Source organism: Paenibacillus solanacearum (assembly GCF_910593845.1).
In the GTDB taxonomy this organism is placed as follows: Bacteria; Bacillota; Bacilli; order Paenibacillales; family NBRC-103111; genus Paenibacillus_G; species Paenibacillus_G solanacearum.
On record NZ_CAJVAS010000003.1, the window covers coordinates 37,090 to 51,265 of the forward strand.

Annotated in this window: 12 protein-coding genes; all 12 read left to right on the top strand. The window is 56.6% G+C overall.

The window, feature by feature from the left end; translation table 11 throughout:
- Positions 1–32: 32 nt before the first annotated feature.
- The 12 genes from KXG62_RS04645 to KXG62_RS04700 all read left to right on the top strand — a co-directional run bounded on the left by KXG62_RS04645 (position 33) and on the right by KXG62_RS04700 (position 13,934).
- Positions 33–2,030, top strand: a complete 1,998-nt coding sequence (locus tag KXG62_RS04645; RefSeq protein WP_218090765.1) for a LamG-like jellyroll fold domain-containing protein — start codon at positions 33–35, stop codon at positions 2,028–2,030.
- Entirely contained in the window at positions 2,027–2,986 is a 960-nt protein-coding gene (locus tag KXG62_RS04650; protein ID WP_218090766.1) for an N-acetylneuraminate lyase, read from the top strand. Before KXG62_RS04645 ends, KXG62_RS04650 begins: the two co-directional genes overlap by 4 nt.
- 28 nt (positions 2,987–3,014) lie before the next feature.
- Positions 3,015–4,052 carry a sialidase family protein gene (locus KXG62_RS04655; protein ID WP_218090767.1) on the top strand — a complete coding sequence of 346 codons (1,038 nt, stop codon included), beginning with the start codon at positions 3,015–3,017 and terminating at the stop codon, positions 4,050–4,052.
- The gene (locus tag KXG62_RS04660) at positions 4,037–5,197 is read left to right on the top strand and encodes an MFS transporter (protein ID WP_218090768.1); all 1,161 of its coding nucleotides are present in this window, start codon (positions 4,037–4,039) and stop codon (positions 5,195–5,197) included. Before KXG62_RS04655 ends, KXG62_RS04660 begins: the two co-directional genes overlap by 16 nt.
- 55 nt (positions 5,198–5,252) lie before the next feature.
- Positions 5,253–5,723 carry a NanQ anomerase/TabA/YiaL family protein gene (locus KXG62_RS04665; RefSeq protein ID WP_218090769.1) on the top strand — a complete coding sequence of 157 codons (471 nt, stop codon included), beginning with the start codon at positions 5,253–5,255 and terminating at the stop codon, positions 5,721–5,723.
- 88 nt (positions 5,724–5,811) lie between these two features.
- A complete protein-coding gene (locus KXG62_RS04670; RefSeq protein WP_218090770.1) occupies positions 5,812–7,131 on the top strand; it encodes an ABC transporter substrate-binding protein in 1,320 nt (439 codons plus the stop codon).
- A gap of 393 nt (positions 7,132–7,524) precedes the next feature.
- The gene (locus tag KXG62_RS04675; RefSeq protein ID WP_218090771.1) at positions 7,525–8,355 is read left to right on the top strand and encodes a lamin tail domain-containing protein; all 831 of its coding nucleotides are present in this window, start codon (positions 7,525–7,527) and stop codon (positions 8,353–8,355) included.
- A gap of 124 nt (positions 8,356–8,479) precedes the next feature.
- Positions 8,480–9,250, top strand: coding sequence for a class F sortase (locus KXG62_RS04680; protein WP_218090772.1), 771 nt, complete (start codon positions 8,480–8,482; stop codon positions 9,248–9,250).
- Positions 9,251–9,452: 202 nt separating this feature from the next.
- Complete coding sequence (locus tag KXG62_RS04685) at positions 9,453–10,154, top strand: response regulator transcription factor (protein ID WP_218090773.1); 702 nt, start codon at positions 9,453–9,455, stop codon at positions 10,152–10,154.
- Complete coding sequence (locus KXG62_RS04690) at positions 10,151–11,146, top strand: sensor histidine kinase (RefSeq protein WP_218090774.1); 996 nt, start codon at positions 10,151–10,153, stop codon at positions 11,144–11,146. Before KXG62_RS04685 ends, KXG62_RS04690 begins: the two co-directional genes overlap by 4 nt.
- A 120-nt stretch (positions 11,147–11,266) precedes the next feature.
- The gene (locus tag KXG62_RS04695; RefSeq protein WP_218090775.1) at positions 11,267–12,040 is read left to right on the top strand and encodes an ABC transporter ATP-binding protein; all 774 of its coding nucleotides are present in this window, start codon (positions 11,267–11,269) and stop codon (positions 12,038–12,040) included.
- A 13-nt stretch (positions 12,041–12,053) separates the two neighbouring features.
- A complete protein-coding gene (locus KXG62_RS04700) occupies positions 12,054–13,934 on the top strand; it encodes an FtsX-like permease family protein (protein WP_218090776.1) in 1,881 nt (626 codons plus the stop codon).
- Positions 13,935–14,176: the final 242 nt, after the last annotated feature.

A 14,176-nucleotide genomic window follows, 5' to 3' on the forward strand; every position in this document is an offset into this window, starting at 1 on the left:
CGGCGATGAATGGGGGCAAGGAGGCCGATCAGATGAACGAAAAACCGTTATTCGAGGAGCGGCAGCTGTTTGAACCGGGCGAAGGCGGGTACCCCGTATTCCGCATTCCGGGAATCGTCGCCACAGGCAAAGGAACGCTGGTCGCCTACGCGGAAGCGCGCAGCACGACGAGCGACTGGGCGAAGATGGATCTCGTCATGAAGCGGAGCGAAGACGGCGGACAAACGTGGGGAGCGCTGCAGGTGCTGGTCCGCAACGCGCCGTCGGAAAGTACGACTTACAATAACCCGTATATGATTGCCGAGAAAGGGCGTAACGTCGTACATTTTTTATACTGCAAAAACTACCACGAAGTATTTTATATGAAAAGCGAGAACGGCGGCAAAGACTGGACGGAACCGGTCAATCTGACCGATTCGACGATCGCCAAGTTTCGCGCTGAAGGCCAGCAGCCGAGGCCGTATCAGTGGAAGGTTGTAGCGGCCGGCCCGGGACACGGCATCGAGCTTCGAAACGGCAGGCTTCTGGCGCCGGTGTGGCTCGCTAACGGACCGACCGACCGCAATCATGGCCCATCCGTCGTCACGACGATCTACAGCGACGACAAGGGCGCAACGTGGAAGACCGGTGAAATTTTGTATGACTCCGCGCAGGTGAAAAGCCCGGGCGAACCGACCGCAGTGGAGCTGCAGGACGGCTCGGTCATGATGAATATCCGCAGCGGGCTCAAGATGCGCTCCGTCTCCGTCAGTCCGGACGGTATCAGCCGCTGGACTCCGATGAAGCCGGATGAAGTTCTCGTCGATCCGAGCAATTTTGCAGGAATCGCCAGATACTCGTTTCGGGAGGAGAACGGCCATAACCGGATCTTGTTTACCAATGCGAACGATGCGGCCCATCGCCGGAACATTACGCTGCGCATGAGCGAAGACGACGGGAAGACATGGACCTACAGCCGGGTCGTACAACCGGGTCAAGGCGCCTACTCCGACGTCAACGTCGCGCCTGACAAGACGATCCATCTGCTCTATGAGCAAGGCGTCGGCATTAAAGCAGTACGGCTGAATGCCGCGTGGCTGATGAGCGGCGAAGAGCTGGAAAACTTGAGCTTCGACACCGGCGAACTGACCCCATCGTTCCGAAGCGGCGTTCATGAATTTACGCTGGACGTGAGGGAAGAGCTGACGTCCATAACCGTCACACCCAAGCTGCCTGCTCATTCGGGGGCGTTAGTGAAGATCAACGGCCAGATGCTGTCGGCCGGAGGCGATCTTAAAGTATCGCTCCAATCCGGCGCAGAAACGAAGCTTCGGCTGACGGTGGAATCGCCGAAAGGCGAGGTGCGTTCGGAATACAACGTCACCGTGCGCAAAAGCTTGCCGAAGGGCACAATGGTCGGCTACTGGAATTTCGATCAAGTGGGCGAAGACGGCAAGGTGACCGACCAAGGCGAAATGCATAATGACGGCACGGCCAAGGGCGTGACCGCAGTGCCGGGCAAAGCGGGCGGCGCGCTTCAATTCGGCGGCGGTTATGTCGACATCGCAGACGGAAAAGGGTTCGCGTTCGGCACCGGCGACTTCACCGCTGCGCTGTGGGCCAAGGCGGACCGGCTGGATGAATTCATGACATTGCTCTGGTATGGAGATGTTGGAGCGACCGCGAACGGCTGGTATGTCCGTACGCAGGAGCATGACAAACTATTTTTCCGCACGGGCGGCGGCACCGGCGAAACGCTGATGGGCACGAGCAAAGCCGTGTTGACTCCCGGGAAGTGGACGCATATCGCCGCTGAGAAAAAAGGCAACGTCATGAAGCTGTATATCGACGGGCAGGAAGTGCAGACGAAGGTAACGACGTTGAACTTCGACGTGAACGGCAAATCGAACGCGCTGCGGATCGGGAAGCCGAAGACCGGGGAGACCCGTTACTGGGCCGGGGCGATTGACGAAGTGCGGCTCTACAATTACGCTTTGAGCGATGCCGAAATCAAACAACTATACGAGAGTGCGAAAGGAACAGGCCAATGATGACACAGGCGAACAAGCAGGACCCATTTAAAGGCATTTTTACAGCGCTGCTCACCCCCATGTACGAGGACCGGACGGTTGATTTCGTCTCCCTCGCGCGATTGGTCGAGCACCAGATCGGGCAAGGCATCAAGGGCTTTTACGTCGGCGGCAGCACAGGGGAAGGGTTCATTCTGACCGCCCAGGAGCGGATGCAGGTTCTGGAGACCGTCGTTCGTGCCGCCCAAGGCCGGGTGACGATTATCGCTCATGTCGGCTGCATCAGCACGATGGAGGCTATCGGGCTTGCGCGCCATGCCGAATCGCAAGGCGTAGACGCGATTTCCGCGGTCGTTCCGTTCTATTATAAAGTGTCGATGAAGGAAATTCGTGAGCACTACACGGCCATCATGGACGCCGTCCCGCTGCCGATGATCATCTACCATTTCCCGGGAGCGACGGGGATCAGCCTGTCCATGGATTTCTACGAGGAGATGGCCCGCCATCCGCAGTGTATCGGTGTCAAATTCACTTCGCTCAATCTGTTCGAAATGCAGCAAATCCGCGCCAAATGCGGCCCCGATTTCCTGATCTTCAACGGGCATGACGAAGTGTACGCCGGCGGCGCGCTGATGGGGGCGGACGGAGCCATCGGCAGCACATTCAACATGATGCCGGGGCTGTTCGTGGAGATGTTCAGCACACTGACCGCAGGAAGCTGGCCGTCCGTGCAGCAGCCGCAGGCGGAGGCCAACGATGTCATCGCCCATATGATCGGGTACGACGTCATCCCGTACGAGAAATATATATTGTATTTGCAGGGCGTATTCGAAACGCCGGCTGTTCGCCAGCCGCTGAAGCAGTTCACCGCCGAGGAACGGAAGCAGATCGAGGACTTTTACCGGGACAGCCCGACGCTGCGTCGTTACCGGTATGACGCAAACGCGCAGGCGGCAAAGACGAAGACGCATTCATAAACCATAACAATCAGACAGGAGCGAGAACATGCCTATCCAAAAATTTACCGTAAGCCGGGACGATTCCATCTACGAAGCATGGCCCGATGTTACGCTGACCGAGCAGGGCAAGCTGATCTGCGTATTCTCCGAATGCACGCATCATAAAGACCGTTCGTATACGCGGATTGTATACAAGGAAAGCGCAGACCGCGGCCGCACCTGGGGAGAGAAAATCGCCCTGACGGAAGGAACGAACGGACGGCCTTACTGGAATTGCGCGAGAATATCCCGCCTGTCCGACAACCGGCTCGTCATCGTTGCCGACAAAATAGCAGGTGAGCGGGAGTCAAACGCCAAGAACTATATGTGGATCGGGGATGCCGAAGGCACCCGCTGGGAAGGGCCGATCGAGACGCCAGCCTACGGCATCGTCCCGGACAAATTATGCGAGCTGCCGGACGGCCGCTGGCTGCTCTCGGCCCATCAGAAAAGTCCCGAGCACGGCAAGCTGGAGCAGCTGCTGTGGTACTCCGACAGCAAGGGCGAGAGCTGGAGCGGACCGGTGACGGTCGCGAGCCGCCCGGATTTGAACTTGTGCGAGGTGAGCATTTTGCCGCTGCCGGGCGGCGCGCTGGTCGCCTTGATGCGGGAAAATTCGGGTCAAGGCTGGGATTGCTACAAGTCGATCTCACATGACCGAGGCGAGAGCTGGGACGGTCCGTACCGGATGCCGATTCCGGGCTGCCACCGGCCGGTATCGGGCCTGCTGCAAAGCGGACGCATCCTGATCACGTACCGGTTCCATCAAGGCGGCAAGGGCTGGCTCGGCTCGTGGACGCAAAACTTTTTTGCTGCGCTTACCGATGTCGGCTCGGCGCTCGCGACGGAGCGGAAAGAACAGTCGACGCGAATCATGCCGATCGATTTTGACCGCAGCCCCGTGTCCGACCTCGGGTATTCCGGCTGGGTACAATTCGACGATGGTGAAATTTATGTCGTTAACTATATTGTCGACGATGCCCCGAACGCGCAGATTCGCGGCTACAGCATGCGGGAAGACGACTTTTTATGGAACAACGGCTAAAGGCCGGCACGTTCTCATTTTACACCACGATGGCCGTGATCGGGCCGTACTTTCCGCTGTACTTTCAGGCAAAAGGATATTCGAGCCTGCAGCTCGGCGTGCTGTACGGCGCCGGGCCGCTGATGGGGATCGCGTCGACGCTGCTGACGGGACTCATGAGCGACCGGTTCCGAACGGTCAAAAACATCATGCTTGCCATTTTAATCGGGCAGCTGTCCTGTCTGTTCATGCTGGACCGGCTCGATTCATTCTTTGCGCTGATGGCGGTCATGCTGGCGTTTTACTTTTGTCAAAGCCCTATCATTCCGCTGAACGACAGCATGCTCCTTCATCATATCCGGGAGCGCGGAGGCAGCTATGCGGCATATCGGATATGGGCCTCCGTCGGGTTTGCCGCGAGCGTGCCGGCATTCGGGATGCTGATCGAAGCGTATGGCTTACGCGCCGTCCCGTGGCTCGGTCTCTCGACGGTCGCCGTCTCCCTGGCTTGCGTATCGTTCCTGCCGGAACGGCGGCGCGAGCCGGGCGGGCTCCGGCTCGGATCGCTCGCCCGCTCGCTCGGCTCCGCGCCTTTCCTGTCGTTCATGGCGATGGTGCTGCCCATGTCGGTAGCCCACCGCATGAACGACGCCTTCCTATCGCTGTTCATTCAATCGGCTGGAGGCGGCCGACCGCTCGTAGGCTGGGCGATGCTGCTCGCATCGGGCTTGGAAATTCCGGTGTTCTTCCTGCTGGCGCGGTACGGTCACCGGTTCAGGCCTCTGGCACTGCTCGCTTTCGCCGCGGCGGTGTACACGATACGGTTTGCCGCGCTCGGCTTTGTAAAGGACCCGGCTGCCGTCATTGCGCTGCAATCGCTGCACAGTCTATCGTTCGGCGTATTCATCTACGCGGCCGTATCCCACTTGAAGCTCATCGTGCCGGATGAGCTGCGTGCCACCGGACAGGCGCTCTTTTCCATCGTCTGGGCGGGGCTGGCGGGCATCGCCGCAGGCTTGATCGGCGGCTACGCATTCGATCATTTCGGACCGCATGCCGTGTATCGCATCGCCGCCGTCTTTTCCATCGCGTCGCTGATCGGCTTCATTGCGGTGCACGGCAAGCTGAACAAGCAGATGACGACCGCCGTACACGGCGGCGCATGACGGGCGAAAGCTCAAGATCATCTACAGCATTAGACCGACAGGAGGCTAATTCTTCTTGATATTTGACACCATCGACAATCTGAACCGCTACAAGAGCCCATACGGCGATGCCGTGCGGCGCGCATTGGAGTTTATCGCATCGCTGAACGTGGAAGACATGCCGGACCGGGTGGACATCGATGGCCGCCGGATGTACGTCATGAAGCAAACGGTGGAAACCGTTCGGCCTTCGCAGCGGCTTGCGGAAATTCATCGGCAATACGCGGATATTCATCTCGTTCTGGAAGGAGAGGAGCTGCAAGGGTACGCTCCTTCTTCCGTAAGCAGCGAGATGGTGCAGGATCATTTGGAGCACAAAGATTACGCTTTGTTCGAGCAAGTGGCAGGCGAGCAATTCCTCCGCTTGAAGCCCGGCACGTTCACCGTGTACTGGCCGGGGGAAGCTCATCGTCCGAATTGCAGCGAAGAGGGCGGGCATCGAATCGTCAAGCTGGTCGTGAAAATTCACCGGGATTTGTTTGCTTGAACGATAAGGACGTCAAACTGTTGAAAGCGTTTACGATCATGCTGCTTAAATAGATTTCCTTTTTCAATTCTATATTGGGGGGATTTGTATGGTGCGAAAATTATCGATCGTTTTATCCGGGATGCTGGCAGCAGCGGCTTTGACCGGATGTGGAGCAGGCGGAAATGAAGCGGGCGGCGCAGTGAAGGAGGGCAAATCGGGCGAGCCGGGCAATACCGCGGCTCAAGGACCTGTGGAGCTGACGTTTTACTTGCAGACGACGATTGACGATGTCGACAAGTACATCGTGCAGCCTGTTCAAAAAAAGTTCCCGAATGTCACGCTGAAGATCGTGAAGCGAGGTAAAGGACAGGAGCTGTCCGATCTGATCGCCGCTGGGCAAGTTCCCGATATCGTGTGGGAAGGGCTGTGGTATTTGACGACCACCGCCACCAAATTGGATCTTCCGCTCGATTTGGCGCCGCTCGCCAAAAAGCATCAGTTCGACTTCAACAAGTACGATCCGGCGATGACGGCCATGATCAAGTCGTTGTCGGCCAAGGGCGAAATGCTGTTTATGCCGTATAATTCGTTCGTGTTCGCTACGCAGTACAACAAAGATATTTTCGATAAGCTCGGTATTCCTTACTTGAAGGATAATATGACATGGGAAGACATGATTGAGATCGGCCGCAAAATCACGCGAAATGACGGCGGCGTTCAGTACCGGGGCATCCAGCAGCGGGAAGCGAACCGAACGCAATTGCAGATGGGGGTCCCGTACCTTGATGGGGCGGGCAAACCGACGTTCACGACCGATGAGCGCTGGAAGAAGATGCTGGAATCGTGGAAGTCTTCGCATAACGTTCCGGGTCAGCCGAAGTTCACCGATTTTGCCAAGGGCTGGGACGATTTCGCCAAAAACAAAACGTTGGCGATTTGGCCGGATCTGCTGATGCTGCAAAACTACGATATGGTGACCGCCGAGAAAAACGGGCTGAACTGGGACGTCGTCACCTACCCGACATTCAAGGATAAACCGAATATCGGCACCGGCGTCAGCTCGGACGGATTTTTCATCACGAAGACGTCCAAGTACCCGGATTTGGCATTCCAAATCATCAGCTACTTATCGACCAATCCGGAGGTGCAGCTGGATGCAACCCAAAACGGCCGGATTACCGCGCTGAACGATATGGAAATTCGCAAGCATGCATTCGAGAATAACCCGGCGGCCAAAGGGAAAAATCTGAAAAACATTTTTAACATCCAGCCCGCGGCCACGCCGCTCGGCGCTTACGACCGCGAGGGTTTAACCGCCGTCACGAAAATCATCAAAGATTATATCAACGAAAAGACCGATGCGAACACACTGCTCCGGCAAGCGGACGAAGAGCTGATCAAGGCGATCGAAGCAGCCAAAAAATAGCATGTGTTGAAGAAAAGTTTCCCAGCATGCTGAAGAGGAGAGGACGCCGCTCTAATGATCCGAAAGGATTAAAGGGTGGCATCTTTTCGTACATTATGAAAATTTTAGAAAAATAGTCAAGAAAATATTACAAATTTTATGAAAACGTTTTATAATAGGTAAGTGGTTATAAAAGACTAGGACTTCGGTAAGCGCTTGAGTGCCGAGCAGGGTCGCTGCCGCTTGCAAGCTGTCCGGAGAAATAGTGGCTAAAGGATGGCATTACGGGGGAACGCGAGCATGTTTTCGGTAAGCGCTTACCTCCTGGTTGGAGAGGGGGACCGAACTTAACCGACGGTACATAAGCTGCAAATCAGAGATTGGAACTAAAGTTGTTGAGGAGGAATCGTATCCATGTCAAGCATGCTTCGGAACAAAAATCTGTATTTGAAAGCGTTAACAATCGTGGTGTTAAGCTTTGCCTTTGCTTTTTCTTCGGCGTTTGCCGCCGGTGTACCCGCACTGGTCATTACCCAAATCGTGCCGGACACGGATAATGTCGATTTGGGCGGAACGTCCGGCGACGGATATGAGCTTGTCGAGCTGTACAATGCCAGCGGCAAAGAGTTCAAAACGAAAGGGCACAATATCGTTTACGCTTATAGCGATGACATTAACGACGCCAAAAACCAGATTTGGTCCCTTGGGGACAAAACGATTCCAGCCAACGGATTTTTATATGTGTGGGTTAAACAGGAAAAGAACGGCGTTTCCTTAGCCGATTTCGCTAAATATTGGAAAATTAAAGAAGACCAAGTCGTGAGCGTGAAATCCGATGGGATGGCTAACGGCTCCCGCCGCGTGCTGTTCGTCGCTTCCCCGGATAAAAAAGAAGTGAGCCGCGCGCCTTACAACGACAAGGACGTGGCCGTCGAAGTGAATAAAAGTTTCGTGTACGGCTACAACGCCGACGGTTCGACGAAGCTGCTGGGCGCGAAGCAGGACATCACGCTTGGCAAGCTTCGCTCCGGGCAAATCGCCGGCGCCGCGACTTCCGCTCCAGCTCCGGCTCCGGCCGCTTCCACCGCCAAAGGTGCAGTCCCGCAGGCGATGCCGAAGACAGGACTGGGCGGTGCGGAGAATGTGGATCACACCGGCATGCTGCCGTGGGCTGCCGGCGCGTTGGCGCTGGCCGTCGCCGCTACAGTCGCCGTAGTGCGCCGCAAAGCCGCACAGCAGCAGTAGCGCTTATTGCGGCAGCAAGCCGACTGTGCTTGCTGCCGCTTTCGCGCCGCGAGGGGAAATTTCCGCGAACCGGATGAATTGCAACGCATGGTTCACGAATCGCATGATTTGAGAGGGGATGCAAGTGAACAAGTGGTGGTCCCGGCTGCGGCGCAACAAGCTGGCGCTTTGCCTGATGGCCGCATCCGTCCTCTGCGTCATGATGGCGGTGAAAGAATACGCCAGCGCCAATGAGAGCCGGCGGCAGATCGCCGATTATTTGCGGCAAGACGTCGCGGCGGCGCCCGGCGCGGGGACAACGGCGGCAGGCCGCATCGTGCAGGAATTGGCGAAGGAACTCGCGACGGAGGAGCTAGAGGCCGCACAGGAGTCTGAGGCTGCGGTGCCGGGCGTTCCCGCCGCCTCAAGCACAGTAACCGAGGCGGTATATGTGCCGCCGAAGTTCGAGGGCATCGTGCCGGCGACCATTGAAATTCCGGCGATCAAGCTGCCGCCTTCCAGCATAATCAAGGTCGGCTTGCTGCCGAGCGGCGAGATGGACGTGCCGGAGGACTGGCATACGGCCGGATGGTTCGAGCCGGGCTATTTGCCCGGCGAACCGGGCAATGCGGTCATGTCCGGTCATGTCGATAACCGGGAAGGGCTCGGCGTATTCTTTTTCCTCAAGTCGCTGGAGGCCGGAGATCGAATCATTGTCGCGGACGAAGCCGGCAAGAAGCTGACGTTCGTCGTCAAGAAGCTGGAAATGTATAAGCCGGAGGACGCGCCGCTCGAGGACATCTTCGGGGAATCCACGGTGCCGCGGCTGAACCTGATCACCTGCACCGGAACCTTCAGCGCGAAGACGCTTAGCTACGACAAGCGGCTCGTCGTCTACAGCGAGCTGGAAATGTAAGTTGCGATGGATAGTCGCATTTCAGAACGAATAACGAATAACATTGCTTTTTTTTGCAAGCTGGATCCAAGAGCCGGTTTCCCGATACACGCCAACGGGAGACCGGCTTTTTGCTGCTTGTCGATTGGTTTCCGCCCGCATTTTCCGATATGATGGAGGGTGAAGTGCGCCCATATTCCTATTCTCGTAAGGGGTTTTTGCCATGTTTACGATCATGATTGTTGAAGACGACGCGAAGCTGACGCAGCTGCTGCGTTCGCATATTGAGAAATATGGGTATACCGCCGCTGCTGTAACGGATTTCGAGCAAGTGACGGAGACGTTCATGCAGATGCGTCCGGATCTTGTCCTGATGGACGTGAACTTGCCGCGCTTCGACGGTTATTACTGGTGCCGGCAGCTTCGCAAAGTGTCGACATGCCCGATTCTGTTCATCTCGGCCCGCGAGGGCACGATGGAGCAGGTGATGGCCCTCGAAAACGGCGCGGACGATTATATCGCCAAGCCGTTCGACTATGATGTGGTCATGGCCAAAATCAAAAGCCAGCTCCGCCGCGCCTACGGCTCATACGCTTCCGGCAAAAATGAAAGAACGGTGGAATGCGCCGGGCTTGCGCTTTATCCGGAGCGGCTGACACTGACGCTGCAGGGCAGAGCGGTTGAGCTCAGCCAGAAGGAGTCAAAGCTGATGGAAACGCTGATGGAACGCTGCCCGCGGATCGTCAGCCGCGACCGGCTGCTGGACAAATTATGGGACGAGCAGCATTTTGTCGACGACAACACGCTGAACGTCTATATTACGCGCGTGCGCAAGAAGCTGGCTGAGCTCGGGATCGAAGAGGCGATCGAGACGGTGCGCGGCACCGGCTATATGCTGAAGCCAATCTGGAGGGAGCTGTCGTGAAGCTGTTCTGGCGCGAGCACGTTCCGCTGATTCTCGTGTATGCCGGCCAGCTGCTGCTGACCATCCTCGTATGCCGATTGGCCGGGTTTACGGACGATTCCGCGCTGGCATATATTGCGCTTCTCAGCCTGTCGCTGTTGGCGTTCTATATGCTGTATCGCTGCGGGACGCATGCCAGGCTGTACCGAATGCTTGCTCGGCCGCCGAAGACGCTGGACGAATCGATCATGCAGCTGGGACATGCTCCGCTGCCGGAAGCGCTGGAACGGCTGATGCAGACGCAATACCGGCTTTATCAGAACGATATCGGACGGTATCGCAAAAAGCTGGACGATCAGCTCACGTTCATTCACCAGTGGGTGCATCAGATGAAAACGCCGCTTTCCGTCGTCCATTTGGCGATTCAAGAGGAGAATGACCCCGTCTTCGACAGCATCCGCGAGGAGCTGGACCGGATGAAGAAAGGGCTGGAGACGGTGCTGTATGCGGCCAGACTGGAAGCGTTCGAGCAAGATTTTGTCGTCGAGCCGGTAAAGCTCCGTTCCTTGGTCGGCAAAGTCGTATCCGAGCATAAAAATTTGTTCATTCGCAGCAGCGTATATCCGGAGGTTCAGTTGGACGAGCGGCTCGCCGTCATGTCCGACGACAAATGGCTGGCGTTCGCGCTCGGCCAGCTCGTAACGAACGCCGTTCGTTATTCCGCCGGACACGGCCGCCGAATCACGATCGCCGCATACCTTCACGGGAACCGGACATGTCTGGAGGTTCGCGACGAAGGCGTCGGCATCCCGCAGCACGACATCAAGCGGGTGTTCGACCCGTACTTCACAGGCGAGAACGGCCGGAGGTACGGCGAGTCGACCGGCATGGGCTTGTATCTGGTGAAGGAAATCTGCACACGTCTGGATCACCGCGTCGAGCTGGAATCGGAACCGGATCAAGGAACGACGGTGCGCATATGGATGCGGACCGCCCACCTTACAACATTGTAAGGTTTCTTTAAGATCGGACGATGGGACGCCGGCGTCGGATGCGTTAGGATAGGAGACGAGATGAAGATCCGGTATGCAGAAGCAGCATAGAACAACCGGAACGGAAGGAGAGACACAGCGATGGGGATGCTGATAACAAAACATTTGGGCAAAGTATACGGCGGCAACGTCTCGTACCAAGCGCTCAGCGACATTGATCTGGTGATCGAGAAAGGGGAGTTTGTCGGCATTATGGGGCCGTCGGGAAGCGGCAAGACGACACTTCTGAATCTGGTATCGACGATCGATTCGCCCACCTCCGGCGAGGTGCTGATCAACAATGAAAATCCGCACCAGCTGTCAAGCCATAAGCTGGCGCTGTTTCGCAGACGCAATCTCGGCTTCGTATTTCAAGATTTCAATCTGCTGGATACGCTCACCATCGGAGAAAATATTATATTGCCGTTAACGCTGGATGGGATAAGCGTCAAAGTCATGGAAGACAAGCTCAAGCAGGTGGCGGATAAGCTGGGCATCACGCCCATATTGGACAAGCGCACGTATGAGGTGTCCGGTGGACAGCGGCAGCGCACCGCGATTGCGCGGGCGATCATTCATTCGCCTTCGCTGCTGCTGGCCGACGAGCCGACGGGCAATCTCGATTCCAAATCGTCGCGCGACGTGATGGAGACGATGGAGACGATCAATCAGACGGACGGGACGACGATGATGCTTGTCACGCATGACGCGCTGGCCGCAAGCTATTGCCACCGGGTCGTCTTTATCAAAGACGGGCGATTGTTCAACGAAATTCATCGCGGTCACAACCGGCAGCTGTTTTTCCAGCAAATCATTGATGTGCTCTCGCTGCTGGGCGGCAATGCTCACGAGCTGTCGCCATTGCGCGTCAATTAGGAGGGGAACGGAAATGACATTTCGCCAGTTCGCCTTTCGCAACGTAAGCCGGAATAAACGGACGTATGCGGCGTTTTTTTTGAGCAGCGCGTTTTCGGTGACGATCTTTTTCATTTATGCGGCGTTCATCTTCCATCCGGCCATTTCGGAAGCGCAATTCCACCGTGCGGCCGTGATGGCGATGACGCTGGCGGAGTATATTGTCTACATCTTTTCGGTGTTCTTCGTATTTTATTCGGTCAGCAGCTTCCTGAAGTCGCGCAAGCGGGAGTTTGGCGTGCTTGTGATGCACGGGATGACGTACCGTCAGCTGAGATGGATGGTGTTCATCGAGAATATGGTGATTGGCGTGACCGCCATTGCCTGCGGCCTGGTTGTCGGCCTGCTGTTCGTGAAGCTGTTCATGATGACCGCCTCCAGCATGATGGGCATGGGCGAGCTGCCCTTCTACATGCCGTACCGGGCGGTTGCGCTTACGGGTGCCGCCTTCATCGCACTGTTTCTGATCATCTCGCTGTTTACCGCTGTGTTAGTACGGGCGAGCAAGCCGATCGATCTGCTGAAGGGGAGCGCTAAGCCGAAGCCCGAGCCGAAATCGTCACTCATGCTTTCGGTGGTGGCCGCCGTGCTGCTGCTGACCGGCTACGTGATCTCGTTCCTGGTTCAAGGCTTTGCCGTGGCCGCCGCGCTCGTGCCCGTCACCGTCATGGTTACGGTCGGGACGTACTTCATGTTCACTCAGCTCAGCGTGACCGTCATTCGCGCGATTCGGGGCAACCGGTACTTGTTCCTGCGTAAGACGAACGTGCTGCTGTTCTCCGATCTCGCTTACCGCATGAAAGATAATGCGCGCATGTTCTTCCTCGTGACGATCGTGACGACGGTGTCGATCTGCGCGATGGGGACGTTCATGGGGTTCCAGGAAGCGTTCCATAAGCAAATTACGGATAGTTATCCGTTTGCATACAGCTACATGTCTGCCGAGGACAGCAAGGCGATGCCTCGGCAAATCGAAGCGATGGAGGACGAGCTGGCCGTACGCGGCGTTCGTTACGATAAGCTGGAAGCGCGGCTGCACACGCATGAGCTGCAGGACGGCAAAACGGCAACGATGGTCCGGTTGTCCGATTACAACAAGCTGGCAAGGGCACTGAACCAGCCGCAGCAGACGCTGCAAGGAAACGAAGCGGCCGCCATCTGGCTTGTGAAGACCGCGCCGCTGCCAGAGAGGGATTGGACGATCAAAGGGACGAGCCTTACGTTACAGGTGAAGTCGGTGATCGGGCAAACGGTATTTCCACCGGTCATCGGCGGGCCGGTGCTCGTCGTTCCCGACGAAGCCTTTGACACGGCGCCGGCTCCGAACAAGCGGCAGCTGTACGCGGCGTATCGTACGGAGGCTTCCCAATCGACGGTGGGGACGGGGGAAGCGGTAACCAAGCGCCTCGAAGCGGCAAAATCAGCCGAAGATTACTGGTTCGCTTCGTCGGCACTCGTTATCGCGAAGGTGAAGCAAGGATATAATTTGCTGCTGTTCGTCGGGTTGTTCGTAAGCTGCGTATTTTTCGTCGCATCGGGCAGCTTCCTGTACTTCCGTCTGTATACCGATCTGAACGACGACAAGGAAAAGTACCGTTCGATCCGCAAGTTGGGCTTGACGGACAAAGAGCTGACCAAGGTCGCTTCGTGGCAAATTGCGCTATTGTTCTTCATTCCATTCGCGATTGCCATCATTCACAGCTCGGTTGCGCTGTACGCGCTTCATAATTTGCTGCAATCGCCCGTCGTGCGTTCGGCGACAACCGTGTGCAGCCTCTTTCTGGCCGCGCAGCTCGTATACTTCCTTTTTATTCGCTCCCGGTATTTGAAGCATTTGAAACGCGCGGCCGGGTAACGGCCATGCTGACAGACCGCTCCGTTCCTTTTTTGGAACGGGCGGTTTTTGTATGTTATCCGGGAAACCTTCGGGACAATCCCGGTTTATACTTTTTTTAGATTTCATTTAGAGGCGCTTTACACCTGTTCGTTACGATAGAGATACGGAAAGCTTCGGCAGCGCCGGATGGGCGGTCATGCACACGCGAACGCTTCTGAAGCGGGTACCATTCCAAATCGATAGTAAGCGGAGGGAAACAG